The sequence below is a fragment of the Alphaproteobacteria bacterium LSUCC0396 genome (assembly GCA_041228345.1).
Classification (GTDB): Bacteria; Pseudomonadota; Alphaproteobacteria; order Puniceispirillales; family Puniceispirillaceae; genus UBA3439.
In genome coordinates, this window is record CP166131.1 from 1,362,838 (window position 1) to 1,387,924 (window position 25,087).

General features: G+C 53.9%; 28 protein-coding genes. 17 read left to right on the plus strand and 11 right to left on the minus strand.

What is annotated here, in order from left to right:
* Positions 1-55: 55 nt before the first annotated feature.
* Positions 56-649: a TlpA family protein disulfide reductase gene (locus tag AB8881_06560; GenBank protein ID XDZ62218.1), complete on the minus strand. Its 594-nt coding sequence runs from the start codon at positions 647-649 to the stop codon at positions 56-58.
* A 29-nt stretch (positions 650-678) separates the two neighbouring features.
* Here AB8881_06560 and argH point away from each other — a divergent pair, with 29 nt between their 5' ends.
* From argH to lysA, 3 genes are read left to right on the plus strand one after another with little or no spacing between them, the layout of a single operon-like run.
* Entirely contained in the window at positions 679-2,097 is a 1,419-nt protein-coding gene (gene argH, locus AB8881_06565; protein ID XDZ62219.1) for an argininosuccinate lyase, read from the plus strand.
* Between the two features lie 31 nt (positions 2,098-2,128).
* Positions 2,129-2,266, plus strand: coding sequence for a lipoprotein (locus tag AB8881_06570; GenBank protein XDZ62220.1), 138 nt, complete (start codon positions 2,129-2,131; stop codon positions 2,264-2,266).
* A 32-nt stretch (positions 2,267-2,298) separates the two neighbouring features.
* Positions 2,299-3,567 carry a diaminopimelate decarboxylase gene (lysA, locus tag AB8881_06575; GenBank protein ID XDZ62221.1) on the plus strand — a complete coding sequence of 423 codons (1,269 nt, stop codon included), beginning with the start codon at positions 2,299-2,301 and terminating at the stop codon, positions 3,565-3,567.
* Positions 3,568-3,615: 48 nt separating this feature from the next.
* On the opposite strand, the gene AB8881_06580 is transcribed toward lysA, so the two are convergent.
* Positions 3,616-4,209: a zinc-ribbon domain-containing protein gene (locus AB8881_06580; protein ID XDZ62222.1), complete on the minus strand. Its 594-nt coding sequence runs from the start codon at positions 4,207-4,209 to the stop codon at positions 3,616-3,618.
* 198 nt (positions 4,210-4,407) lie between these two features.
* Between AB8881_06580 and AB8881_06585 the strand changes: the two genes are divergently transcribed.
* On the plus strand, positions 4,408-5,007 hold the full coding sequence (locus AB8881_06585) for a YdcF family protein (GenBank protein XDZ62223.1): 600 nt from the start codon (positions 4,408-4,410) through the stop codon (positions 5,005-5,007).
* Here the strand turns inward: AB8881_06585 and AB8881_06590 are convergent.
* From AB8881_06590 to AB8881_06600, 3 genes are all read right to left on the minus strand, one after another.
* Positions 4,981-5,862, minus strand: coding sequence for a prephenate/arogenate dehydrogenase family protein (locus AB8881_06590; GenBank protein ID XDZ64527.1), 882 nt, complete (start codon positions 5,860-5,862; stop codon positions 4,981-4,983). The two genes, AB8881_06585 and AB8881_06590, sit on opposite strands and share 27 nt — an antisense overlap.
* Positions 5,863-5,926: 64 nt before the next feature.
* Entirely contained in the window at positions 5,927-6,610 is a 684-nt protein-coding gene (locus AB8881_06595) for a chorismate mutase (protein XDZ62224.1), read from the minus strand.
* Between the two features lie 87 nt (positions 6,611-6,697).
* On the minus strand, positions 6,698-7,435 hold the full coding sequence (locus AB8881_06600; protein ID XDZ62225.1) for a methyltransferase domain-containing protein: 738 nt from the start codon (positions 7,433-7,435) through the stop codon (positions 6,698-6,700).
* A 145-nt stretch (positions 7,436-7,580) separates the two neighbouring features.
* Here AB8881_06600 and phaR point away from each other — a divergent pair, with 145 nt between their 5' ends.
* On the plus strand, positions 7,581-8,048 hold the full coding sequence (phaR, locus tag AB8881_06605; protein ID XDZ62226.1) for a polyhydroxyalkanoate synthesis repressor PhaR: 468 nt from the start codon (positions 7,581-7,583) through the stop codon (positions 8,046-8,048).
* A 5-nt stretch (positions 8,049-8,053) separates the two neighbouring features.
* On the opposite strand, the gene AB8881_06610 is transcribed toward phaR, so the two are convergent.
* The 3 genes from AB8881_06610 to AB8881_06620 all read right to left on the minus strand — a co-directional run bounded on the left by AB8881_06610 (position 8,054) and on the right by AB8881_06620 (position 10,173).
* Positions 8,054-8,404 (minus strand): dihydroneopterin aldolase, encoded by a 351-nt coding sequence (locus AB8881_06610; GenBank protein XDZ62227.1) that lies wholly within the window; start codon positions 8,402-8,404, stop codon positions 8,054-8,056.
* 141 nt (positions 8,405-8,545) lie between these two features.
* On the minus strand, positions 8,546-9,523 hold the full coding sequence (locus tag AB8881_06615) for an HAD-IIA family hydrolase (GenBank protein ID XDZ62228.1): 978 nt from the start codon (positions 9,521-9,523) through the stop codon (positions 8,546-8,548).
* A gap of 146 nt (positions 9,524-9,669) precedes the next feature.
* Positions 9,670-10,173, minus strand: a complete 504-nt coding sequence (locus tag AB8881_06620) for a DM13 domain-containing protein (protein ID XDZ62229.1) — start codon at positions 10,171-10,173, stop codon at positions 9,670-9,672.
* 416 nt (positions 10,174-10,589) lie between these two features.
* Between AB8881_06620 and AB8881_06625 the strand changes: the two genes are divergently transcribed.
* The 12 genes from AB8881_06625 to AB8881_06680 all read left to right on the plus strand — a co-directional run bounded on the left by AB8881_06625 (position 10,590) and on the right by AB8881_06680 (position 22,121).
* A complete protein-coding gene (locus tag AB8881_06625) occupies positions 10,590-11,810 on the plus strand; it encodes a mandelate racemase/muconate lactonizing enzyme family protein (protein XDZ62230.1) in 1,221 nt (406 codons plus the stop codon).
* A gap of 358 nt (positions 11,811-12,168) precedes the next feature.
* The gene (gene rplU, locus AB8881_06630; protein ID XDZ62231.1) at positions 12,169-12,627 is read left to right on the plus strand and encodes a 50S ribosomal protein L21; all 459 of its coding nucleotides are present in this window, start codon (positions 12,169-12,171) and stop codon (positions 12,625-12,627) included.
* Between the two features lie 51 nt (positions 12,628-12,678).
* Positions 12,679-12,948: a 50S ribosomal protein L27 gene (gene rpmA / locus AB8881_06635; GenBank protein ID XDZ62232.1), complete on the plus strand. Its 270-nt coding sequence runs from the start codon at positions 12,679-12,681 to the stop codon at positions 12,946-12,948.
* Positions 12,949-13,254: 306 nt separating this feature from the next.
* Positions 13,255-14,289: a GTPase ObgE gene (gene obgE / locus AB8881_06640; GenBank protein XDZ62233.1), complete on the plus strand. Its 1,035-nt coding sequence runs from the start codon at positions 13,255-13,257 to the stop codon at positions 14,287-14,289.
* A complete protein-coding gene (gene proB, locus AB8881_06645) occupies positions 14,277-15,446 on the plus strand; it encodes a glutamate 5-kinase (GenBank protein ID XDZ62234.1) in 1,170 nt (389 codons plus the stop codon). The genes obgE and proB overlap by 13 nt, the downstream gene beginning before the upstream one ends.
* Before the next feature lie 68 nt (positions 15,447-15,514).
* Positions 15,515-16,795: a glutamate-5-semialdehyde dehydrogenase gene (locus AB8881_06650; protein ID XDZ62235.1), complete on the plus strand. Its 1,281-nt coding sequence runs from the start codon at positions 15,515-15,517 to the stop codon at positions 16,793-16,795.
* Positions 16,776-17,420 (plus strand): nicotinate-nucleotide adenylyltransferase, encoded by a 645-nt coding sequence (locus AB8881_06655; protein XDZ62236.1) that lies wholly within the window; start codon positions 16,776-16,778, stop codon positions 17,418-17,420. The genes AB8881_06650 and AB8881_06655 overlap by 20 nt, the downstream gene beginning before the upstream one ends.
* A 102-nt stretch (positions 17,421-17,522) precedes the next feature.
* Positions 17,523-17,855: a ribosome silencing factor gene (rsfS, locus tag AB8881_06660; protein XDZ64528.1), complete on the plus strand. Its 333-nt coding sequence runs from the start codon at positions 17,523-17,525 to the stop codon at positions 17,853-17,855.
* 70 nt (positions 17,856-17,925) lie between these two features.
* Positions 17,926-18,384: a 23S rRNA (pseudouridine(1915)-N(3))-methyltransferase RlmH gene (locus tag AB8881_06665; protein XDZ62237.1), complete on the plus strand. Its 459-nt coding sequence runs from the start codon at positions 17,926-17,928 to the stop codon at positions 18,382-18,384.
* A gap of 140 nt (positions 18,385-18,524) precedes the next feature.
* Positions 18,525-20,066: a 2,3-bisphosphoglycerate-independent phosphoglycerate mutase gene (gene gpmI / locus AB8881_06670; protein ID XDZ62238.1), complete on the plus strand. Its 1,542-nt coding sequence runs from the start codon at positions 18,525-18,527 to the stop codon at positions 20,064-20,066.
* 304 nt (positions 20,067-20,370) lie between these two features.
* Positions 20,371-21,642, plus strand: coding sequence for a S41 family peptidase (locus AB8881_06675; protein XDZ64529.1), 1,272 nt, complete (start codon positions 20,371-20,373; stop codon positions 21,640-21,642).
* 2 nt (positions 21,643-21,644) lie between these two features.
* A complete protein-coding gene (locus AB8881_06680; GenBank protein XDZ62239.1) occupies positions 21,645-22,121 on the plus strand; it encodes an RNA pyrophosphohydrolase in 477 nt (158 codons plus the stop codon).
* Positions 22,122-22,284: 163 nt separating this feature from the next.
* On the opposite strand, the gene atpC is transcribed toward AB8881_06680, so the two are convergent.
* From atpC to AB8881_06695, 3 genes are all read right to left on the minus strand, one after another.
* On the minus strand, positions 22,285-22,638 hold the full coding sequence (atpC, locus tag AB8881_06685; GenBank protein XDZ62240.1) for an ATP synthase F1 subunit epsilon: 354 nt from the start codon (positions 22,636-22,638) through the stop codon (positions 22,285-22,287).
* Positions 22,639-22,679: 41 nt separating this feature from the next.
* A complete protein-coding gene (gene atpD / locus AB8881_06690; protein XDZ62241.1) occupies positions 22,680-24,104 on the minus strand; it encodes a F0F1 ATP synthase subunit beta in 1,425 nt (474 codons plus the stop codon).
* An 80-nt stretch (positions 24,105-24,184) separates the two neighbouring features.
* Positions 24,185-25,057 carry a F0F1 ATP synthase subunit gamma gene (locus AB8881_06695; GenBank protein ID XDZ62242.1) on the minus strand — a complete coding sequence of 291 codons (873 nt, stop codon included), beginning with the start codon at positions 25,055-25,057 and terminating at the stop codon, positions 24,185-24,187.
* Between the last annotated feature and the right edge of the window lie 30 nt (positions 25,058-25,087).

Below are 25,087 nucleotides of genomic sequence, written 5' to 3' on the forward strand. Positions count from 1 at the left end.
AAACGTTTTGTGCCGCTCTTTTTTGTGCAAAGGGCGTATCGTTAGACTGATCCGTTTATGCGGCAGCGGGCTGGGTTTGCAATAGAGCGCGAATTTCCGCAATCATTGCCGCCGAATCCCATTCCCGCGGCCCCACATAGGCCCAGCTTTGTTGTTGATCCGCGCTAAGCAAGAACGTGGTTGGCAGCCCTCTTACGCCCATTTCACGCGACAATGCCGCCTTGGCATCAAAGGCCATTTCCGGACGGGAAATACCGCGATCTTGCAAGAACGGCAGTGCCTTTTTACTGCCGCCCCGATCAACCGAAATAAGCAGCACCGTCACATCATCACCCAGCTGTTTGGCGGCAGTGTCGAGTGCTGGTAATTCGGCAACGCAAGGAGGGCACCATGTTGCCCAGAAATTGATCAATAGCGGCGTGCCGCGAAACCTGTCGAGGCGGAGAGCCTCGCCGTCTTTATCCAGAATAGATGTTGATATTGGCGGCGTGGGCGCTGCCGTTGGCGGTGCACCAGCCACCGCCAAATCCGGCCACAGCATGAATGCCGACAGTCCGAGAAAACCAGAAAAAACCTGTCGCCGCGCAATCAATGCGGTTTTTGGCGCGGTTTTTGGCTGAAAATTTGACGAAAGCCGCGTATAAGACAATTGAGTTCCCACTTCACTGGTTTATTGACATGGCGAAGACCGATAAAACATCGAACAACGACGCAAAGTCTAGCATCTGGGGCGGGCGCTTCTCAAGTGGTCCGTCACAATTGATGCAAGATATCAATGCGTCAATTGCCTATGACCAGCGACTTTACCGACAGGATATTGCCGGATCAAAGGCGCATGCGACCATGCTTGCCTCCTGCAAGATTATTTCCGATGCTGATTGCCAAGCAATTCATGGCGGGCTTGATCAGATTGCCAGCGAAATCGAGGCTGGCAGATTTGCCTTTTCCGAAGCGCTTGAAGATATTCACATGAACATCGAGTCGCGGCTTGCCGAATTGATTGGCGAGCCAGCGCGCCGCCTTCATACGGCGCGGTCGCGTAATGATCAGGTCGCCACCGATTTTAAATTATGGGTTCGTGATCTGCTGGATTCGGTTGATCATGCGCTGGCCGATATGCAGGCCGCGCTATTGGATAAAGCCGAGGCGCATGCCGATGTTTTAATGCCCGGATTTACCCATCTTCAGACCGCCCAGCCGGTTACTTTTGGCTTTCATCTGATGGCCTATGTTGAAATGCTGGGACGTGATCGCGGGCGCTTTGCCGATGCCAGAAAGCGGTTGAATGAATCGCCGCTTGGCGCCGCCGCATTGGCCGGAACATCCTTTCCAACCGACCGGCATATGACGGCAAGCGCACTCGGCTTTGACCGGCCCGCAAGCAATGCAATGGACGCGGTTTCTGACCGCGATTTCGCGCTGGAATTCCTGGCGGCTGCGGCCATTTGTTCGGTTCATCTATCACGCTTTGCCGAAGAATTGGTGATCTGGTCATCTGACCGGTTTGGGTTTATCGCACTTTCAGATGCCTTTACCACCGGATCATCCATCATGCCGCAAAAGCGAAATCCGGACGCGGCCGAACTCGTGCGGGCAAAGCCGGGGCGAATCATTGGCGCGCTGACCGGATTGTTGATCGTGTTGAAAGGTCTGCCACTTGCCTATGGCAAGGATATGCAAGAAGACAAGGAAGGCGTGTTTGACGCTGCTGATGCGCTAGGCATCGCGGTGGCGGCAACAACCGGCATGATCCGCGATATGACACCAAAGCCGGACGCTATGCTGGCGGCATTGAAGACCGGTTTCCCGACAGCGACCGATCTGGCTGATTACATGGTTCGTGAATTGGGTATGCCGTTTCGCGAGGCGCATCATGCTAGCGGCGCGATTGTTGGCAAGGCTGCAGCAAAGGGGGTTGACCTCGAAGAGATGAGCCTTGCCGAGATGCAGGCCATTGAGCCGCGGATCAAGCCAGATATTATTGGGCTTTTATCGGTAGCAAGTGCCGCCGCGGCGCGAACCAGTTTTGGCGGCACTGCCCCTGATGAAGTGCGCGCACGCATCGCCGATGCACGCAAACGCTTTGCCATCACCTAACGATGAAGCACACCCGGTTAAAGGAGCCGCTATGCGACGCACATTTATTATTGGCAGTCTGATCGGCCTAGTCCTAACGCTTAGCCTTACCGCCTGTGGCAAACGCGGCGATCCTTATCGGCCATCCCAAATTCCTGCCGCAAGCCAGACCGAAACCCCCGCCAACTAGGCTTTGGCACAGCTTTAGGAGCCATCGTAATCATGTGCGCTTTTTACCGTGATGACAGCCAGCAACTATGCGTTGACGGGCTTGCCCTTACCGATATCGCCGCGACCTATGGCTCGCCGGTTTATGTCTATTCGGGGGCTGGCATAACCGAGGCATTTACCCAGTTTCAGGCGGCTGTCGCACCGGTAGCCGGCAAGGTGCATTTCGCGATGAAGGCCAATTCGGCGCTTGGTGTGCTGGCTTTGATCGGGCGGCTTGGCGGTGGTATGGATATCGTGTCTACTGGCGAGTTGGCGCGTGCCAAGGCAGCCGGTATCAATCCGGCTGATGTGGTGTTTTCCGGGGTTGGCAAAACCGCTGATGACATCCGGCAGGCGCTTGGCGATGGTATTGGCCAGATCAATGCCGAATCCGCCCCTGAAGTGGCCGCCATCAGCGCGATTGCCGCTGAAATGGGATTGGTTGCACCGGTCGCGTTACGGGTCAATGTTGATGTGAATCCGGGCACCCTTGCAAAAATTTCAACCGGTCAACGCGACACAAAATTCGGCATTTCAACCGACCAGTGCGAAGCCGCTGATCTATATCGCAAACTGACCGAAGATGCGCATATCCGGCCTTCTGGTCTGGCCGTTCATATCGGCTCGCAGATCCGTAATCTGGCACCGTTCGAGACTGCCTATTCGGCACTTCTGGCGCTTGCGATCGACCTTCGCGATGCGGGAATGCCCGTGCCCAATCTTGACCTTGGCGGCGGTGTCGGGGTTGATTATGACATGGCTGGCCCAACCGATTTCACCGCCTATGGGGCGATGGTCGAACGGCTGTTCAAGGATCAGGGCTTTACTCTTGGCTTTGAGCCGGGACGGTCGATCATTGCCAATAATGGTGCGCTGATCACCAAGGTTATCTATGCCAAAGAGGGCGATAATAAGCGCTTTGTCATTGTTGATGCAGCGATGAATGATCTATTGCGGCCAACGCTTTATGAGGCGCATCACCCAATCTGGACACTTGCCGCGCCAAAGCCTGTGACAGGCAAGGCCGATATTGTCGGGCCGGTTTGCGAAACTGGTGATTATCTGGGGCTAGACCGGGATATGCCCGATCTTTTTGCCGGTGACGGGCTTGCCATCATGTCAGCCGGTGCTTACGGCGCGGTGATGGCGTCTGGCTATAACAGCCGGTCACCTGCCGCAGAAATTTTGGTGCTGGATGGCACCGCGCATCTGCTACGCGGGGCCCGCCCCATTGCCGAGATAATCAATGATGAAACAATCCCCACCTTCGCCACTCTATAGGGCTAGATTTTCGCACTGGCAAAAGCACTAGAAAGCGCATTGGGATCATCACTCAAGCACGGGTTGCGATAGTGGCACAACGCTAACATCAGCCTTTAGGCCAACATCAATATCAAGCTGGACAAAAAACCGGCTTTGCTTTTTGGCACCAATAATCCGGTCATCGGGCCAGATCAGGGTTTCCTGCAAAATTGCGCCGGCCGGGCTAGTTACCTTTACCAGCAACGGTGCAGCATGACAGCGCCATAAACCATCATTACGAAGCGCACCCCGAAGCCGCAGCATATCACCGACATAAGACCCATCGAGATCAACCACAAGCAACTGATCCAGTGGCAGGCGAATCGCAAGGCCGGCCCATTGAAAAACGCCAATCAGGCTGGGCAGATAGCTGGTAATGATTGCGCGCGCTTGAATTATGCCCACCAATATGACAGCACCTGTTAAAAGCCCAATGACCGGCAAACGGGCTTTGTGCCAATAATCGTCCAAATCCAGAGTTTCATGCCGATCATCATTTGCCCCTAAGCGCACCGTCCAGATATGATCACAAATCCTGCAATGAACCGGTTGACCAGCGGGGTGTAACCGCAGCCGATCGACCCGGAAAATCGTCTCGCATTGCGGGCAGGTAAGCAGCATCAGCCTCTCTTGCTTTAGGTTTTCCTAATATGTTTCTACTGCAAGCAAGGTTTTGCACAAACACTGCATCCAGATCATTAGGGCTATCCACCAGCAGATCGGTCTTTACCACTGGTTTTGGTTGGCAATTCCGGCATAATTCCTATTATGAAAAGCGGTATGGCTAGGGTGAAAACAGTTTCTGCGGGGCGAACCGGAATGACAGCAAAATCAGTGCTGGTCATCCTGCTTCTTGGCTGCGCCTATTTTCTGGCCGGATTACAGCATTTTGTCCTAACCCTTCCCAAGGTTGATCAGGCGACCACCGTACCCACCGACGGCATTGTGGTGATTACTGGCGGGCAGCAACGCCTCGCCGAAGGGCTGGATCTTTTGCAGAATGGTGCTGGCAAGGCGCTTTTGGTGTCAGGCGTTGGGCGGGGTGTAAACAAGGCTATTCTTGCTGATAATCTGAACCTTGATGGGACCGCAGCGGCACTGTTTGATTGTTGCGTGACGCTGGAATTTGAGGCTGGCGACACCAGAGAAAATGCGGTCGCGGCGCGGCAATGGGCCACCGCCAATCAGTTCCAGTCGTTGCGGCTCGTCACGGCAAATTATCACATGCCCCGCGCCAAATCAGTTTTTGCCCAGAGATTGCCAGATTTTACACTTCATTATTCGGCAGTTAGCCCGACTGATCTCGACCTTGAAACATGGTGGAAAACCCCGCCGATTATCCGGCTTCTGGCACGCGAATATGCGAAATATCTGACCGAACCGCTGGCCGGTTTAATCCTGACCCGCGTCGATGATTGAGCGTCGGATCTCACGCGTACGGGTAAACAAGGCTTCCAGCTTGTCGCCCTCCTGCCACCGGATCGCCCGCTGCAAATAACTGAGATCTTCGGAAAAACGCTGCAACATTTCCAGCACCGCCGCATCATTATTCAAAAAGACATCGCGCCACATCACCGGATCAGAGGCGGCAATTCGGGTGAAATCACGAAATCCTGATGCCGAAAAACGGATCACATCATTTTTCAACTGGGTTTCCAGATCAACCGCCGTCCCCACGATCGTATAGGCGATCAGATGCGGCAAATGCGACGTTAACGCCAATACCTTATCATGATATTCGGGACTCATCCGCTCACACACCGACCCAAGACCAGTGATATAGGTCTCTAACCGCGTTACCACAGCCTCATCGCTCGCCAACGGCAAAATAATCCAATAGCGGCCGTCAAACAGCGCCTCGAAACCTGCCCCCGGACCCGAATGTTCGGTACCGGCAAGCGGATGCGATGGCACCCAGAAAACATCATCACGCAAATGCGGCGCAACATCGCGCACAACCGATGTTTTGGTTGATCCGGTATCGGTCAACACTGCACCCGGTTTCATATGTGGCAAAATCTGTTCGGCAAGCGCACCAACGGCACCAACCGGCACCGCCATGATCACAAGATCGGCATCCTGTACCGCCAAGGCTGCATCCGCTTCAAAATGATCAACAAGCTGGAGGCGCGCCACCGTCACCGCGACTTCGGGCGAACGGTCACTACCGATCACGCTACCAGCAAGCCCGCCGCGGCGCGTTGCAAGCGAAATTGAGGCCCCGATCAGCCCCATGCCAATCACCGCCACCTTGTCGTAAATTAGTGTCATTATTCTGCTTTCACTTTTTTGTCTTTGCTGTTCATCTATCCGGCAAATCTGATTATCCGGCACCGGATTAGCGCGCGTAAACCCCGACAAGCCGTGCCGCATCTGGCAATGCTGCACCAGCAGCGTCGTCACCGTGATGGCCGTCAAAACTGCCAAGGGTGAACCCACTTGCTGAGGCAACAGCATAAAGGCTTATGTCATCACCAGAAGGGTCTGGCAAGTAATCGGCGATGATAAAGGCCGGACGCACCGCTGGCATATCATATAGCGGGGTGCGCGCAATGATGAATAGCTGGCGATGTTTATCAAGGCTTTCCAGCAACGCTTGTTGGTCACCATCGGCAGGCACCAGCGCGTAACGGCATTGCCCAGATGCAGCCATGGCTAATAGCAGATCAAGCTGATCATGATTTGTTGCCACAAGCGCACTGCCCATATGCCATGCGGCCGCAGGCATCACCGACGGATGCACGGCAACGGCCAGATCGCCATTCTGCCGGCTAAGGCTGGCGGCCATAATCTGTCGCCAAACCCCCAAAATTACCGCAGGCGACAAATCTTGGCCGTTTGCTTTGCTGTTGGCGACAAGCTGGCGCACCAAGGCGGCCTCACGTCCCGGACGAAAGGCAAAAGCCCCCTTTTTCGCAGCAATTACCTGATCCGATAATTGCATACGTTTCGCCAGAGCTTGTAAAATCTCGCTATCCAGCCGGTCAATGGCGTCTCTTAATTGGTTCAGATCTTCACTCATGCCCAATGTTCCCAGCCTTCTAAACCAATCATCTTTGCCCAAGGCCATATTTTTGCGGTTACCAGCATTGAATTGCCAGTTCCACGATCAAATTTTTGGCGATAATGCCCCGCGCGATTGCCCCACCAATACAGGCGTACCAGCGGTTTCTCGGCTGTGAAGTTTACGTGCTTTTCCCGAAGGTGCATAGAGCATTTTATCAGCCTCGACAAGCAGAACGCCGCCCATAGCAGGCCACCATCTGGTACCGACACGCTCGATAGCTGGCGCAAAACGCTGGGCAAGCCCGCCGGCTAATGGTGGCATAAAGGCCACGCGGCGGGTTTGCCGCGGCGTAAAGCCATGCATTTCCATCAAACGGCGTAACTGGCGCCCAGAATAGGGGCGACCGTGACCGAATGGCGTCCGTTCCGCCTTTGCCCATAGGCCGCTGCGGTTGGGCACAATAACCAGCAATCGCCCCGCGCCATCCAGCACGCGCCAGCATTCGTCAAGAAGCTGACCCGGATCATGTTCAAATTCCAGCATATGTGCCATTAACAGCCGGTCAAGATGAACATCGGGAAGTGGCAGATTTGCAGGATTAACCAAACAATTTCGAACCGATGATGGTTTTGGCCATGCCGCGGCCCCGCGCCGCGCCGGCATCATCCCAAGCGCTGCCGAGCCTTTGTCGATAAACGGCTGAGCATACCCTAAAAAAGCCACTGACGAGGATGAACCGCTGGGCCAAAAAGACCCCAATTGCTGGCGGATCAACCCGGCGACACGCTGTCCGGTTCCAGTTTGATAAAACCGCGTGAATTCGGTGATATCATCAAACATTCACTCGAGATCCTCATTTGCTGCACTGCATTGTATGTGCCAATAATTCATATCTATATTGTAGAAATTTATTTTGCACTGCAACATTGCGTCTTGGGCCAACATTTGCTAGCTGTTGTTTCCCATTGTATTTCCCGAGATGTTTATGACGCCAAAGCAAGCCGCAAATCAAGTGGTCATCCGCAAATATGCGAATCGCCGCCTCTATGACACCAGCTCATCAAAATATGTCACGATTGATGATTTGAAACTGATGGTCAAAAACAATATTGATTTTCAGGTCATTGACGCGACCAACGGTCAGGATTTAACCCGCTTTACCCTTGTGCAGATCATTTTGGAAATTGAATCGGCGGGCCACCGGCTTTTGCCCATTGCTGTCCTGCAACAACTAATCCGCTTTTACGGCGACCGTATGGAACCGATTTTGTCGCGCTATCTCGAACGTTCAATGAATGCGTTTCTCGCGCATCAGGGTCATGCCGAAGATGCGCTTGGTGCCAGCCTCGACAATATTCGCAGCGGCGGCACAGCTAGCCCGGACAATGATCCCTTGCGCGTGATCCGTGATGAGTTTGATCAATTAAAGGCCAAGCTCGACCGGCTAGGCTAGCGCATCTAAAAATTATCCAGCTCATAGGCGATGGTTTCACAATCATCATAGGCATCCGGCTTGGCGGTGCGGACACAAAGCGACTGCACATCTTTGAGGCCGGATAGCGCGTCGAATAGCGCGCGCGCCAATGTTTCCTGCAAATCATAATGCCGCGCCGCGACAATTGTCAGGATTGTCTGCCGGATATTGTCATAATTCAGGGTGCTTTCAACCTGATCATCGAGGGGCTCGCTGGCCGCATTCAGCCGCAATTCAGCGTCAATCTTGATCCGTTGCGGGGCAGCACGCTCGGCGTCATAGATACCAATTGACGCTTGGCATTCCAGACCTTGTAAAATAAACCGTCGTTGCATAAGCCCTCCATGGTGCCTTCGCGCGCTATATGTTTGTAAGCTGTATGTTTGTGAGTATGTGTTTGTAAGTATGTGTTTCTATAGGCCTGCCTGCCGTTCACGCAAGTCATGTCTCAAAATCGGGCGTTCCCTGATCACCCCTTACAGCGTGTTCACCACCCAGTCAGGGCGAATGCCACAAGCATCACAATAGGCCAGTGCACGCGCGCTTCTGAACAGCCCATGATCGGTGACCAGAACGCTTGTCATGCCAGCGCTACCACCGCCAAGAATGTCAGTATGTAAACTATCGCCGACCATGGCAATGCGTTTGGGATCGAAATTACGGCCAAGCCGCAGTTTCATCCGCGCCAGCACCATATCAAAGGCCGGTAGATACGGCTTGCCGTACCAGTTGACCTCAACCTTTATGCCCTGTTTTGCCGCCTGCTGCATCATCCGCGCTGTCCAATAGCCGGGTTCGGCTGAAAACCGATCATTTGCCTGTGGTGCGGTCACATCGGGATTGGCCACATATAATGGCCGCGGATGGGTCAGTATGGCCATTTCAAATGCCGCCTGATCCGCCTCATCCCAATCAATTGCCCCCAAAAAGACAAAGGCTTCAGCCCGCTGCCAGAAATCATCATCGCGGCCATAGACAATCACCTGATCACCGATAAGCGGTTCAACATTGCGTCCAAAAACGCCAGTCACCCTTTGCCGCGGCAGTGACGTTTGAGACGGTATCGCAAGCGCGGCCATCAGCGCATCACGGCTGGATAAAACATCATCCCGTGCGATGGGAAGTTGCCATTGCTGATATTTGGTAAAAGCACGCGCCGATGAAAAACTGGCGCCATTGGTCAGAACCAGCACCGGCTTTGCCATGCTGGCCGCCGCATCGAGCAATTCAGCAATCCCCTCAATCGGGCCATCACCGATATTGATCACCCCATAGCCATCCAGAACCAGCCCATCAAATTCAGCTAAAATATCAAGCAGCCGTGGCGCTGGCTGGCAACCGCCGTTTTGCGGCGTTGGCATGAGCGGCTGCAACGCCTGATAAATTGCCATAACATCATCAAGACCAAGCGCATCTGCGGCTGGAATCTTTACCTGCTTCAACTGCGCCAGCACGAAATGATCCTCTGTACATTAAATCGTTGAGATGGGGATAAGGCTCCCTTACCGCCTAACATACTGTTACCCGATCTCATCACCACCCAAATTCATCCATGTGCGAGAATAACCGCGCCCACGATCCAAGCATAAAAGCAATCTGGCTAATTTTCCAGCTTTGCTGCGTTGATAAACTGCTGAAAGGCCTCGCACCAAATAATCACCGCCTGATAATCATCAAGATCAAGGCCCGGCGGCAAATCTAGCGCAAAATTTTCAAAAGTTTCTATTGGCCCTATCTGGCGTGCCGCCGACTTGATCGCCATGAATGCCGCGCCAGTGTCAACAAATTGCGACGTCAGATACAGCCGGTAATCAGGACCCGGCGAAATATGACCATCAAGCCAGATTTTATTGTCATTCAACATGATTGTGCCATCCCCCCAATGCAGCACATCCGAGCCAGGCAAATCACGCACAAATTTGCCCCGGCGCTCGGCGCTATCGGCAAGCGCACGCACCGTCGCCGCATCAAGACCCGGACCAGCCGTTAGAATCGGCAGAAAATAAACCCCAAGACCAAATCCGGCTACCCCGCCGATACCAAGCCCGACAACACCCCCGAAGATGATGCCGCGCCATGCCTTTTTGCCGAACCAGCTAGTCATAACAAGCCCTCCTCGGATCAGAATTTTTAGGCTGCATATTCGCCTCCTTTGTTAGATTTACGCGTCTATTAGAGTGGGCGTCCGTTAGAATGAAACGGTCTTTACCCGTCTGTCTGGGGGCAACCCTAGGAACTGGCAATAGCAAAAAGATTCTGGCGAACAAATGCTGGCAAAGGGGCGCCGGTCATTACCAAGCGAGCCATTGGTATTTTTTGTCAAGCTTTCCGGGAATCACTCAGTTGGAGGCGCGTTCAGTTGGAGGCGCGCTCAGATGAGGGAATCGCAAAAGGGGGGAGCAGGCTGAAGATGCCGGCAATCCGCACCGCAATGGCGGTTTTTTCTTGCCAGCACTTAATCGCCATATGATGCTTTCACCACGCCGGTTTTTTGCTGGCCTTACAAGCCGGATTGAATTTATGAAACTTCAAACAATCGAAACCCATATCGTCAAAACACCGCCACCCGGCTTTGGCGGCCGCTATTTTATTTTTGTGATTTTACACACCAGTTGCGGGATACGTGGATATGGCGAAATTTATGCCGCCAGCTTTGCGCCCGAAATCGTGGCAATCATGGCTGCCGATATGTTTGGCCGGTATCTTGAAGATCAAAACCCGTTCGAGATTGAGCGATTCTGGCGTCGCGCCCATGGTTCGGGATTTTCACATCGTCCCGACCCAACGGTTCAAGGTGTTGCCAGCGGGCTGGAAATGGCCTGCTGGGATATTATCGGCAAGGCGCTTGACCGGCCGGTTTATGACCTGCTTGGCGGCAAGGTAAATGACCGGCTGCGCAGCTATACTTATCTCTACCCCCGCGCCGATCAGGATGCAGCCAGTTTCTACAATGATGCCAGCGCCAGCGCCGAAGCCGCCGCCGCCTATGTAAAGGAGGGCTTTACCGCCGTAAAATTTGATCCGGCAGGTCCATATACGGTGTTTGACGGCCGCCAGCCTGATCTTGAAACACTTGGTCAATGCGAGGATTTCTGCCGCAACATTCGCGCCGCGGTTGGTGATCGTGCCGATCTGTTATTTGGCACGCATGGCCAATTCACCCCGGCAGGTGCGATCCGGCTAGCCAAGCGCCTTGAGAGCTTTGATCCGCTGTGGTTCGAAGAGCCAACCCCGCCAGATATGCCCGAAGCCATGGCAAAAGTGGCAAAGGCCACCCGAATTCCGGTCGCAACTGGCGAGAGGCTGTGCAGCAAGTATGAATTTTCGCGTGTTCTTGACTGCGGCGCAGCAGCGATTCTGCAACCCAATCTGGGGCGGGCTGGCGGCATTCTAGAAGGCAAAAAGATTGCCGCCATTGCCGAACCCTATTATGCGCAGATCGCCCCACATCTTTATTGCGGGCCAGTGGTGGCGGCGGCGAATATCCAGCTTGCCGCCTCGATCCCGAATTTCCTGATTCTCGAATCAATTCAAAAGATGGACGGATTTCATGCCGATTTGCTAAAAACCCCGCTTTGCTGGGAAGATGGTTATATAATTCCGCCAACCGCACCGGGGCTTGGCATCGAGCTGGATATGGATGTGGTGGCGCAAAACCCGTGGGATGGCAACAGGTTACACCTCGAAATGGGGCAGAATCCCTATGATCCGGTGCGCGATGGGCCGTTTGCAGGTGGCTGATGCCAACCGCCGCCAACAACAGCCCTAATCACCGGCCATTGATAGACCGCTGATGGCTGGCGAACAGCACCGGTTAAAACCCGTGGCTAAACTCACCGCAGGGACGCGGCGCAAGGCTATGCTGGAAAAGGGGAATAAAAGCATCTGAATACTTGACAGCGGGGCGGCAAAGCGTATATTCCAGCCCGCTGTCGCGCTTTGGCATGGGTGCCAAGGCGGCGCTGCCTCGTTATTGAGGGAAAAGCGACTGGCCGGAAACCCCGTCCACAGCTGATGAGATGATTATGATGACATGACGACGTTGCCAAAAATAACGGCACGCTTATGACATCAAACTGTTTAGGTAAGGAAGATCGCCATGTACGCTTTGGTGAAGACCGGTGGCAAACAATATCGCGTTTCAAAGGATGACACTATTCTAGTGGAACGTCTGGCCGCCGAAGAGGGCGAGCAGATCATTTTGAACGACATCGTCATGCTTGGCGATGGCGACAAGGTGACAATCGGCACACCGCTTGTTGATGGTGCGGGCGTTAGCGCCACCGTAATGCGCCAGACACGCGGCCCGAAAATCATCATCTTTCGCCGCAAGCGCCGGAAAAACCATCGCCGGACACAAGGCCATCGTCAAGATCTGACCCTTTTGAAGATCAACGATATCGCCGAAGACGCCAAAAGCCTTAAAACAGCAAAACCTGCTGCGAAAGCGGCGCCAAAGGCGGCTGAGTTTGGCGACGCGCCTGCGAAAAAGGCTGCACCGAAGAAAACTGCACCAAAAGCCGCTGCCGCGAAAAAGCCCGCAGCGAAAAAAGACTAATCAGAATAATGCCGCAATATTGGCTGTGAACAGATAGAAGGTTGGTAGAAAATGGCACATAAAAAAGCAGGCGGTAGTTCCAGAAACGGTCGTGATTCGGCTGGCCGCAGACTTGGTGTAAAGAAATTTGGCGGCGAAAGCGTTCTTGCCGGCAATATCATTGTTCGCCAGCGCGGAACGAAGGTTAACCCGGGCCAGAATGTCGGCATGGGCAAAGACCATACATTGTTTGCCCTGATCGAAGGCAAGGTTGCATTTCGGCAGAAATCAGGCGGCAAAATGTTTGTGGCTGTTGAACCGATGGCCGAGGCTGCTGAATAGCGCCTTTTGCATCACATAAATGACGCGCGGGGGGGGCAGGTTATGACCGGCAGCCGCGCAAAAGTTGAAGGGGGATAACAATTGTTGTTCCCCTTTTACTTATCTCGCGTGCGGGTACTTATCCAGCGTACGGGTGTCTTTCAGAGGGGTCGCCATCAGCAATCTGCGCCGCCAGATACAATAAAGCGCAAATTTGATAATTCGCGGATCACATAGCCAAGCTCAAGCTACAGTTTTGTCACCGCATCTGTTACCATCCGTCCAACCAAAGCAATAACCCCGTTTTTGAATACCGGAATCGTCATAATGAAATTTCTCGATCAGGCAAAAATCTACACCCGTTCAGGGCATGGCGGGCCGGGAGCAATCAGCTTTCGGCGTGAAGCGCATGTGCCATTGGGCGGGCCAGATGGCGGCGATGGCGGGCGCGGTGGTAATATTGTGGCGATAGCGGTCAATGGGTTGAACACACTTATTGATTATCGCTATCAACAGCATTTCAAAGCCGAATCAGGCCGCCCCGGGGCTGGCCGAGACCGAAGTGGGGCGTCAGGCAAGGATGTTGTCATGCGGCTGCCGATTGGCACACAGATCCTATCAGATGACCAGCAAACGATCCTTGCTGATCTAACTTATGAAGGCCAGACGATCATTCTTGCCAAAGGCGGGGCTGGCGGCAAGGGCAATGCCTTTTTCAAATCATCGACCAACCGCGCGCCGCGCAAATCACAGCCCGGCGAAGATGGTCAGGAAATGTGGGTCTGGCTGCGACTGAAATTGATTGCTGATGCAGGCCTTCTTGGTATGCCCAATGCTGGCAAATCGACGTTCCTTAGCGCCGTTTCGGCCGCCCGACCAAAAATCGCCGATTATCCCTTTACCACACTTCATCCCAATCTTGGGGTGGTCGGTATTGATGGCAAAGAATTTGTGATGGCCGATATTCCGGGGCTGATCGAAGGCGCGCATGAAGGCGCTGGCCTCGGTCACCGGTTTTTGGGCCATGTTGAACGGTGCCGGATTTTGCTGCATCTGATTGATGCCACAGGCGAAGATCCTGTTGCCGCATGGAAGATGTTGCGGCATGAACTAAAGGCCTATGGCGGCGATCTTTATGACAAGCCAGAGATTGTCGGGCTAACCAAATTAGATGCAACGCCCGAAGATTACGCAGCCGACCTTGCCAAAGCGCTAAAAGATGCTGGTGCAGGCCAGGTGCTAGCGCTGTCATCGGTAACAGGAAGCGGCGTGACGACAATGTTGCGCCAATTAATCAACGTGATTGAAACAAGCCGGGCAAAGGAAGCGGAGCCCGAAGAGGCTGTGCCATGGTCGCCGTAACACCACCTGCCACCAAAAAAGCCACCAAAACGGCCAGCAATAATGTGTTCGATGCGGCAAAAATCATCGTCATCAAGGTTGGGTCTTCCCTGCTTGTTGATGAAGACAAAAATGCCATCAACACGTCATGGCTTGCCGGTATTGCCAGCGATATTGCGCGGCTGAAGTCGGCTGGCAAGGACGTTGTGGTGGTCTCAAGTGGCGCGATCGCGCTTGGGCGCCGCCTCCTGAAAATTACCGATGGCAAGTTGAAATTACAAGAAAAGCAAGCCGCAGCGGCAACCGGTCAGGTGCTTTTGGCGCACGCATGGATGGACGCGCTTGGTGCGCATCAGATTCAGACAGCGCAGATTCTATTATCGCCCGATGATACCGAAACCCGGCGCAAACACCTGAATGCGCGCACAACGATGATGGCGTTGCTGGGGCTTAATGCGGTGCCGGTGGTGAATGAGAATGATACGGTAGCAACCGCCGAAATCCGCTTTGGTGACAATGATCGGCTGGCCGCCCGCGTTGCCGCGATGGTTGGCGCGGATTTGCTGGTGCTTTTATCCGATGTTGATGGGCTTTATACGGCCAACCCGAATGGCAGTGATACAGCCACCCACCTTGGCGAGATTGCTCAGATCACGCCTGAAATTATGGCAATGGCTGGGCCTGCCAACGCATCATACGCGTCTGGCGGCATGGTTACCAAGCTGGAGGCGGCGCGAATCGCCACCGCTGCTGGTTGTCAGATGATTATCTGTGATGGACAAAGCCCGGCACCGTTGTCACGCCTCGAAGCCGGCGCCAAATGCACAATTTTTGCCGCTGCGCTGACGCCGCATACCGCCCGAAAACAATGGATTGCTGGGGCACTGACACCAAAAGGAACGATCCGCATTGACGATGGTGCGGCCAAGGCTGTTCGCGCCGGCAGATCCCTTTTACCAGCCGGTGTCGTCGCGGTTCGGGGGCAGTTTGAACGCGGTGACCTGATCGAGATTGAAAATAACGCCGGAACGGTCATTGGACATGGGCTGTCCAGCTATGGCAGCGACGATGCCGCGGCGATCAGAGGTCACAAGAGCAATGCAATCGAAACCGTGCTAGGCTATCGCGGACGTGACGAGATGATTCATGCGGATAATCTTGTGATCAGTGATAGCTAGGCCTTAAATTCGCTAAGACGCTTTATCCGCGAAGATCCAAAGCCAGAAGACCTAAAACAGGAAGATAAATGGCACAGCAACTAGAAAAAACCAGCGACGCTACCGCCCTGATCGCCGCAATGGTCACCCGTGCGCGCGCCGCCCAATCGGTAATTGGCAAAAGTGATTTTACTACCAGATGCGCGGTATTGCAGGCCGCCGCCACGCTGATTCGCGCCCAAAAAACATCCATCCTTGAGGTTAATAAAAAAGATGTAGCGGCCGCCAAGGCCAGCGGCATCAGCGGTGCCTTTGTTGACCGTTTAACGCTTGATGATAGCGGTGTCGAGGCGATGGCAAACGGGCTTGAGGCAATGACGCGGCTGCATGATCCGATTGGCCATGAGCTGGCACGCTGGCAACAGCCAAGCGGGCTGGACATCACGCGCATATCAACACCGCTTGGGGTGATCGGTATCATTTACGAATCGCGGCCAAACGTTACGGTTGATGCCGCCGGATTATGCATTATTGCCGGCAATGCGGCGATTCTGCGCGGGGGCAGCGACAGCCAGCTGACCGCAAGCCTGCTTGCTAGCATCATGGCCGAGGGTCTGGACATGGTTGGCCTGCCGCGTGATGCCGTCCAGATGGTGCCAACGACCGACCGGCAGGCGGTTGGTGCTATGCTCGGTGCGGTTGGCGGCATTGATGTGGTGATCCCGCGTGGCGGACGCTCGCTTGTTGAGCGCGTTCAGACCGAGGCACGCGTGCCAGTATTTGCCCATTTGGAAGGCGTCTGCCATGTCTATGTCCATTGCGATGCCGATCCGGAAAAGGCGCGGCGCATCATGCTAAATGCAAAGATGCGGCGAACCGGTATTTGCGGGGCAGCCGAAACCCTGCTGATCGACAAGGCGGTTGCAGCCACGCTTTTGGCTGATATTACCGTCGATTTGTTGGCGGCTGGCTGCGCGCTTCGCGGCGATGCTGCGGCCTGTGCGCTGGTTCCAGCAATGACGCCAGCAACCGAAACCGATTTCTATACTGAATATCTGGATGCAATCCTGTCGGTTGCCGTGGTTGATGATATTGACGGGGCCATTGCCCATATCGGCAAATATGGATCGGCCCATACCGATGCGATTATTACCCAGTCAGCAGCAGCGGCAGAGCAATTCTTTGCCGAGGTCGACAGCGCCATTGTCATGCAGAACGCATCAACCCAATTTGCCGATGGCGGCGAATTTGGCATGGGGGCTGAAATCGGCATCGCCACGGGACGGCTGCACGCACGCGGACCCGTTGGGGCGGCGCAATTAACAAGTTTCAAATATGTTGTTCGCGGCGATGGCCAGACACGCAGCTAGTCATACCCACCAGATGCCGGCGCTGTTTCACAGCCGGTCACGCCTGAAAATTGGTCTTGTGGGCGGCTCGTTCAATCCGGCGCATGATGGTCATATCCATGTTGCGCTAGAGGCGCGGCGGGCCTTGAGGCTTGATCAGATATGGTGGCTGGTCAGCCCGCAGAATCCGCTGAAAAGTGCCGCCGGAATGGCATCACTTGCCACAAGATTGGCCTATGCCCGCGATATCGCTGGCGGCTATCCGTTTTTGCGCGTTCTTGCACCCGAGGCGGGCCTGCCTAAGAATTATACATATAATACGTTGATTTATTTGAAAAAAACCTTGCCACTTGCGCGTTTAGTCTGGATCATGGGCGCGGATAATCTGGATCAATTTTCGCGCTGGCACCGGCATCAGGATTTGATTCGCCTGCTACCCATTGCCGTAATCGACCGTCCAAGCTATTCTCTTAAGGCTATAGCGTCTGGTCGGTGGTTGCTAGGGCGGCGTTATCAGGTTGGGGAAATGCGCCGCGCGATTACGACAAGGTCACTAAAACTACCGGGCTGGTGTTTTATAGCTGGAAAACGTCATGCGGCTTCGGCCACGGAAATCCGGCAACAAGCGCAGCGCGCAACCGCCTAAATCCGCCCGAAGCCTGTAACAGAAGAGGCTTGAACATTTTGACAGGAGATACCCATTTCTAAAGCGCAAACTGCCTTAAATGCAGACCAAATCCTAAGCTTGATTACCAGCTCTCTTGACGACGACAAAGCCGAAAATATCCTGACAATCCCATTACAAGGTAAATCCGCAATGGCCGATTACATGGTCGTTGCGTCAGGGGCTTCATCCCGGCAAGTTGCCGCCATGGCAGAACATCTCGAATTTAAGCTAAAGCAACAGAAGGTCGATATCCTTGGCCTTGAAGGATTGCGGCAAGCCGATTGGGTGTTGCTGGATGCAAATGATGTGATTGTTCATATCTTCCGCCCGGAAGTGCGTGAGTTCTATGGGCTGGAGCGGATGTGGGTTGATGATACGCCAGCTGAAATTGTCAAAATTGGCAGCGACGCCTAGCGTAATTTTCGATCAGATCAATGGGTTCAGATCACTGGGTTCAGATTACGGGGCGGTCAGGGTCTAATTAATGCAATTACTAATCCTCGCCGTTGGCAAAGGCCGGGCATCGCCTGAAAACAGCCTGACACAAGGCTGGCTATCACGCTTGCCGCAGGGCGGCAGCCTGATCGAAGTTGAGTCAAAACTTCCGCCGGGGCAAAAACGTACCGATGACGAGGGCGACCGTCTTTTACGCGCAATGCCCGATGGCGCAGCCTTGGCCGTGCTTGATCCGCGCGGCAAGGATCTTTCATCTGAAGACCTTGCCGCATTGATTGATCGCTGGCGCAATGGCGGGTATGGCGCGGCCTGTTTTGCCATTGGCGGCGCCGATGGTCATGCAGATATATTGCGACAAAGAGCCGACCACACCATTGCCTTTGGCCGGGCTACATGGCCGCATATGCTGTTTCGTGCCATGCTTGCCGAACAGCTATATCGCGCCAGCTCGATTTTAGCGAACCACCCCTATCACCGTGCAGATTAACGGGGGGCACCTGACTGGTTACGATAATTTGGGGCCTGAAAAATTGGAGCCTGAAAAATTTGGGCGCAAAAATTTGGGGTGCCTCGATTGAAAGCATAGTTTATCTGTACATCAATCCATGCCCCGATTATAAGATCGTTATGGCTAATTATCACCCTTCAAACGGCCCGGTTGTCCTTTGTATTATGGATGGCTGGGGTCACCGTACCGCGGTTGAACATAATGCGGTCGCGCTTGCCAAGACGCCGGTTTTTGACGCGCTGTTTTCTGCTCAGCCGCATAGTCTGCTTGCGGCCTCGGGCGCCGATGTTGGGCTGCCGGATGGGCAGGTTGGCAATTCCGAGGTCGGTCATATGAATATTGGCGCCGGTCGGGTGGTCATGCAGGATTTGCCGCGCATCAATGCGGCGGTTAAAGATGGATCACTTGCCGGCCATCCCGAACTTGGCGCGCTGGCGGCACAGCTTCGGGCGTCCGGCGGCACTGCCCATGTAATGGGATTATTATCGCCCGGCGGCGTCCATGCGCATCAAGACCATTTTCTGGCGGTAATCAAGGGGCTGGTTGATGTCAGCGTTCCGGTTGCAGTGCATGGCTTTACCGATGGCCGCGATACATTGCCACAAGCCGCCAAGCAAGATTTACCGCGGTTTTTAGCCGATTTGCCGTCAGGCGCCACAATGGCAAGCATCATTGGCCGCTATTTCGCCATGGATCGCGATAACCGCTGGGAGCGCACACAAGCCGCCTATGACGCCATTGCAGGCGCCAGAGCCCCTGTCTATGCCATCGACGCCCTAGCGGCGCTAGAGGCGGCCTATGCGCGTGATGAGGGCGATGAATTCATCACGCCCACAATCATCGACAAATATCAGGGTATGCGGGATGGTGATGGCGTGGTGATGATGAATTTCCGCGCCGATCGTGCGCGTCAGATTCTAAATTGCTTTTGCCAACCTGATATTACCGGCTGTACCACCCAGCCGCTTCGGCTGGCCGCCATGGCTGGCATGACCAGCTATTCGAAATCACTTGATGCACATATGGTCACACTCTACCCGCCGTTGGATTTGCACGAGACGCTAGGCGAAGTTGTCGCGCGGGCTGGCAAGCGCCAATTACGGCTTGCCGAAACTGAGAAATACCCACATGTGACGTTTTTCTTTAATGGCGGCGAAGAGGCGCTACAGCCCGGTGAAGACAGGGAAATGATCGCGTCGCCAGCAGTTGCAACCTATGATTTACAGCCCGAAATGAGCGCGCATGACGTGCTGCAAACCGCACTGAACAGTCTTAAGACCAAGGCGCATGATCTGTTGATTATTAATTTTGCCAATCCTGACATGGTCGGTCATACCGGCGATCTAGCTGCCGCCATTCATGCGGTTGAAACGGTCGATCGCTGCGTTGGCAGGCTGGTTGAGGCGCTCGTCACTGCTGGTGGGCAGATGCTATTGACCGCAGATCATGGGAATTGTGAGGTGATGTGGGATGATGATGCCGCGTCGCCGCATACCGCGCATACCACCAATCTGGTGCCATTAATTCTGGTTAACGGTAATGCGAATACAAAACTTGCCAATGGGCGGCTGGCCGATCTTGCGCCCAGTTTGCTGGCGATGATGGGAATCGCCAAACCGGCGTCAATGACCGGTATCAGTTTGTTATTGCCAACCACCTAGCAAAATGAACAGGCCAAGGCTGATGGCCGCCCCAATAATGGCCATGATCTTGCCATTAGATGGTGCGATGATTTACCTTCCAAGATCGGGTTGGGGTTGTATGCAAGCGTATTGACTGGCACGATAAGCAACTAGTGATATAAGGGTGAGGTCACCATAGGCCGATCTGTTTTGGCTACTCTATTCGGCGGGATATTAGGAGCAATTGTAAATGCAAATTGTCAGCTTTCTCTCTTCGCAAGGGCGCCGGATACGTTATGCCGCCTTGCCGTTCATTGCTGGCGCGGTCATTGCCGGCTTGGCAATGCCGACGCTTACAACCGCGCAATCAGGCAAGAATGATGCTGTTTACCGGCAGCTTGGCCTGTTTGGTGATATTTTCCAGCGCGTTCGTGAAAGCTATGTTGATGAGGTCGACGAAAAAGACCTTATCGAAGCCGCCATTAACGGGATGCTGACCTCGCTTGACCCCCATTCTTCTTTCCTGAACAATGAAAATTTCAGCGATATGCAAGTTCAGACCAAAGGTAAGTTTGGCGGACTTGGTATCGAAATCACCATGGAAGACGGGGTGATCAAAATCGTCTCGCCGATTGATGACACGCCCGCCGCCAAAGCCGGATTACAACCCGAAGACCTAATCATCGCAGTCAATGATGAGGCGATTCGCGGTATGGGCCTTAGCGATGCAGTCGACCGGCTGCGCGGCGAGGTCGGGTCAAAGGTCACGATCACGGTAAAACGCGGAAGCAAGGACCCGTTCGAGGTTACCCTCAAGCGCGACACGATCAAAATTCGTTCGGTACGTGCCAAGATGTTTGACGGTATCGGCTATTTGCGAATCACCACTTTTTCCGAACAGACCACACCCGGGCTGACCAAGGAAATCGACAAAATGTTCCGTGATCACGGCGAAGACCTCAAAGGCTTTGTGCTTGATCTTCGCAACAATCCGGGCGGCTTGCTGAATGAGGCGATTTCAGTCAGTGATGCGTTTTTGGAGCAGGGTGAAATTGTTTCAACGCGCGGTCGGCGTGGTGAAAATGCCAGCCGTGCCTATGCCCGCCCCGGTGATATTGCCAAAGGTTTGCCGCTTGTCGTGCTCATCAATTCAGGATCAGCCTCAGCCTCGGAAATTGTTGCCGGCGCGCTAAAGGATCATCGCCGCGGGGTGCTTCTTGGGACGCGCTCTTTTGGCAAGGGATCGGTGCAATCGGTCATTCCTGTTTCCGGTAATAGCGCCATGCGGCTGACCACGGCGCGCTATTACACCCCATCAGGCATTTCAATTCAGGCCAAGGGTATTACCCCTGATATCGAGGTGGCACTCGCACGTATTGAAACTCTTGAAGGCGGCAATACACGCGAAGAAGATTTGCAAGGTGCGCTTGATAAAAGCAAAGCTGGGCAAGCTAGCAAGGACAGCGGCGCGTCCGGCGATAGCAAAGGCGATACCCCAGAGGCAGCCGCTGGTACAGCGCCGGAAGATCAGTCAAAAATTGATTATCAACTGGCCCGCGCACTGGATTTGATCCGCGGCGTTTCGATTTTTAATGTTACAAAGCCGGGGTCTTGATTATGCGGAATATCCCCTATGATGAACGGCCATACCGGCCTTGTGTCGGCATCTTTCTGATCAATGACAAAAAGCAGGTCTTTGGCGGTCGCCGTATCGACAGCCGCGCCGAGGCATGGCAAATGCCGCAAGGCGGGATCGACCCTGGCGAGACAGCGATTGATGCCTGTATGCGTGAAATGGGCGAGGAAATTGGCACATCATCGGCAGAGTTGCTGTGTGAGCATGATGATTGGCTCTATTATGATATTCCGCTGCCACTTGCTGACCGGCTGTGGCATGGACAATATAAAGGGCAAAAGCAGAAATGGATGGCGCTTCGTTTTACCGGTGACGACGCCGATATTAATATCAATACGGCTGAGCCAGAGTTTTGCGAATGGCGCTGGTTGGCACCGCGTGATCTGGTCGATATGGCGGTTCCGTTCAAACGAGACGTCTATGATGATGTGCTGGCAGCGTTTCGCGATTTTGTCTAGCAAGGCTGCTGGACGAAATCGCTTAAAGCAGGCCCGAACCCAAGCCCCGCATTCCAGCCCCGAACCCAAGCCCCGCATCCAGCCCCCATCCGAATGGGAAAAGAGTAAAAAAAAAGGGCCGCCAACTCAATTGGCAGCCCTTTTTGTCATTCTGATTTACGGTCTATAGCGCGTCGATAACCGCATTTAAAAACGCAGCCTCGGCTTCACCTGCCGTCGCTGCTTGTGCTTTCAAAGACGCCGCATCGGCGGTGCCGAGGTCAATCGCGCGTTCGGCCAGAATCGTAACGGATTCGCCAGAAACATCGGCAAGACCACCGTCAATCATGAACCGGTCAATGATTTTGCCATCTTCATGCACTTCGACGATACCGCGCGCCAGATCAGCCAGTAATGGCGCATGCCGTGGCAGCACGCCAAACAAGCCTTCAACCCCTGGTGCGACGACCATCTGCACAGATTTCTGTGCCATGACGCGGGCTGGTGTTACCAGTTCCAATTGTGTCGTTTCAGCCATGCTACCGCATCCTTATGCTGGATCGAACAGAGACGATGCGTTTACGCAGCGTCCTGAGTGAGTTTCTTCGCCTTTTCGATGGCCTCTTCGATGGTGCCAACAAGATAGAAGGCCGCCTCTGGAAGATGATCATAATCCCCCTTCAAGATACCCTCAAAGCCAGCGATTGTGTCTTCAAGGCCAACCAGCTTGCCCGGTGAACCGGTAAAGACTTCGGCAACGTGGAACGGCTGTGACAAGAAGCGCTGGATCTTACGGGCACGTGCCACGACCAGCTTATCTTCTTCAGACAATTCGTCCATACCGAGAATTGCAATAATGTCCTGAAGTGACTTGTACTGCTGCAACACTTCTTGAACTTGACGGGCGATATTGTAGTGATGCTCACCAACAATCCGCGGGTCAAGCATACGAGATGATGAATCAAGCGGGTCAACCGCAGGATAAATACCAAGCTCGGCAATCTGACGCGACAGAACTGTGGTCGCATCAAGGTGGGCAAATGATGCCGCTGGTGCCGGGTCAGTCAAGTCATCGGCAGGAACGTAAATCGCCTGCACTGACGTGATCGAGCCTTTGTTTGTTGTGGTAATCCGCTCTTGCAAGGCACCCATATCGGTTGCCAGAGTTGGCTGATACCCCACCGCCGATGGAATACGGCCGAGCAATGCCGACACTTCGGAGCCAGCTTGGGTAAAGCGGAAGATGTTATCGACGAAGAACAGCACGTCCTGGCCTTCTTCATCACGGAAATATTCAGCCAATGTCAGACCGGTCAAGGCAACACGTGAACGCGCACCTGGAGGCTCGTTCATCTGACCGTAAACAAGGGCTGCTTTTGAGCCTGGACCGTCAGTCTTGATAACGCCCGACTCGACCATTTCATGATAGAGATCGTTACCTTCACGGGTGCGCTCGCCGACACCGGCAAACACTGAATAACCACCATGCGCCTTGGCAACGTTGTTGATCAATTCCATGATCAAAACGGTTTTACCAACACCGGCGCCGCCGAACAGACCAATCTTACCGCCCTTGGCATATGGTGCCAAAAGGTCAACAACCTTGATGCCTGTTACCAGAATTTCAGCTTCGGTTGACTGATCAACATATTCAGGGGCTGAACGGTGGATTGGATAATGCTTCTTTGACTTGACTGGCTTGCCTTCATCAACTGGCTCACCAATGACGTTCAGGATACGGCCAAGCGTTTCAGGTCCGACAGGAACGGTGATTGGCGCGCCGGTATCAACCGCCTGGGCGCCGCGCACCAAACCTTCGGTTGAGTCCATCGCGATGGTACGAACAGCTGATTCGCCAAGATGCTGCGCAACCTCAAGCACAAGTCGCTGACCGTTGTTGTCGACCTCAAGGGCGTTTAGAATGGCAGGTAGTTCACCATCAAACTGAACATCAACAACCGCGCCAATAACCTGACTGATTTTACCAATTGCTTTATTTGCCATGGTCTTCTTACTCCGGGCTAGAACCGTTTTAATTGCGGGCATCATTGCCCTGATCATTTTGTTTTATTCAGCTGCTAAATCTATAGCGCTTCAGCACCTGAAATAATTTCGATAAGTTCGTTCGTAATTGCTGCCTGACGGGTTCGGTTATACACCAATGTCAGACCGTCAATCATTTCACCAGCATTTCTGGTGGCGTTATCCATTGCCGTCATCCTTGCGGCAAGCTCGGCCGCAGACGATTCCAGCAAGGCACTGTAAATCTGTGTTGAAATGATGCGTGGCAGCAGGCTTGCCAGCAATTCATCTTCTTCAGGCTCATAATCATAATTACCGACAGCATCCCCGTCGCCCGCCTCAGCAACCTCGGCTGGGATTAACTGGGTCAGCTTGACCTCTTGGGTGATCGCATTGACGAATTTATTATAAATCATGGTGCAAACGTCGAAATCACCATTTTCAAAACCGCTGCGGATTGTCTCGCCGAGGTCAGCTGCGTCAGAAAACGCAACTGAGGTGCCTTGGATACCTTCGAGGCTGGCAATGTATTTATCGCCGAATTCGCGCCGAAGCGAATCAGCCGACTTCCGACCAACCATCAACAGCTTTACAGTTTTGCCTTCGCTGGTCAGGCGCGCCACTTCGGTGCGTGTCTGACGCGTGATCGACCCGTTAAAACCGCCGCAAAGACCCCGATCGGCTGAAATGACGACCAGCAGATGTGATGCTGATTTTCCATTTCCGACGAGCAATGCAGGGGCAGAACTCGGGTCAGCATTGGCCGCAAGATTGGCAATAACACCACGCATCCGGTCGGCATATGGCCGGCCAGATTCCGCTGCCTCTTGCGCCCGACGCAATTTCGCCGCAGCCACCATTTTCATGGCAGCGGTGATTTTCTGCGTGGACTTGACGCTGTTAATGCGCGTCTTGAGATCCTTCAATGATGCCATTTACCAAACTCCATTTTGCGGCGTCAAAAC